Annotated in this window: 1 protein-coding gene; it reads left to right on the top strand. The window is 32.7% G+C overall.

What is annotated here, in order from left to right; all coding sequences use genetic code 11:
• Window positions 1–33: 33 nt before the first annotated feature.
• Window positions 34–777, top strand: coding sequence for a type IV secretion system protein (locus ACFINL_RS09690; RefSeq protein ID WP_375612679.1), 744 nt, complete (start codon window positions 34–36; stop codon window positions 775–777).
• Window positions 778–1,033 lie beyond the last annotated feature (256 nt).

The raw sequence follows: 1,033 nt of genomic DNA, 5'->3' as shown, positions 1-1,033 counted from the left end.
AACAATCCCTGCCGAAATTAAGCGAGGAGACAGATGAAAAAGCGATTTATTATAACAGGAATGATTACCCTTTTGGGGATGATAAATTTAACTCTAACGTCTAACTTTAGTTGGGGTTCTGGGACTCAAGGTTCAACTGTTAAAAGTCCTTTTTCAAAAGCAGAATATCTGGAAATTATTAAGTTGTTAGAACAACAAATTAAAACAAACGAAAACCAGATCGAAAACGCGAAAAAAATTCATCAGTCTATAACAGGAAATAGGATACAAAAACCAACAATAGGAGAAAACAAGAATTCTTTCATACAAGATTTGCCTTCTATCTACCCAAAAACACAGACAAACTACCAAGCCATAGCTACTGGGGAATTTAAAAAAAGATTTAATGAGATTATTCTCGAAGAGAAAAGGTACGGCTTCCAGAAGTTGCCGTATTATAAAATGCGCGAAATAATTAATACGCGTCTTAAATATAGTGGAATTGTCGAAAAAGCTGTAAGTTTTCAAACTTTTCAAGACGCAGAGAACCGCTTTAAACAAATGGACGATTTCTTAGATAAGATAAATAAAACAAAAGATCTCAAAGAAGTTTTCGAACTGCAAACACGCATCAAGACCATGTCAGCCATGATCCAAAATGAATATACAAAGCTACAAATGGTCAGAAATTTAAGCGATGACGAAGAGACTCTTATCGAAATACAAAAACGTAAATTGTACAGAAAAATTGTAGCCTCTAACTACAAAAATATGCCTATAATAAGGTCTAACCAATAAAGCTTTTTACAACATTTGCTTTTTTCATGAAAACAAAAACCAATGTAGAAGGTTCAGTACTCTCTGAACAATTAAGAGAAGCACAAAGATTTTATCAAAGCCAAGATATCATGCTGAAAACACTTAGGTAATGTATAAATGAAAATGAGGCGTTTAGCATGTATCTATGTTCCAAAGTGATAAAAAGTTGAAAATTCGTTAAAGAGGAATTCCATGAACTTTACAGTTTTCACGCAACTTTTCAATAAAATTGATC

Origin of the sequence: Bartonella sp. AA78NXGY, assembly GCF_042197005.1 — a bacterium.
Taxonomy (GTDB): Bacteria; Pseudomonadota; Alphaproteobacteria; order Rhizobiales; family Rhizobiaceae; genus Bartonella.
The sequence above is the reverse complement of the archived record's forward strand: the minus strand, read 5'-3'. Positions and strand labels throughout refer to the sequence as shown.

Bases quoted from the DNA above. Each gene is read 5' to 3' on its own strand.
- ACFINL_RS09690 (WP_375612679.1), top strand. From the start codon at position 34: ATGAAAAAGCGATTTATTATAACAGGAATGATTACCCTTTTGGGGATG.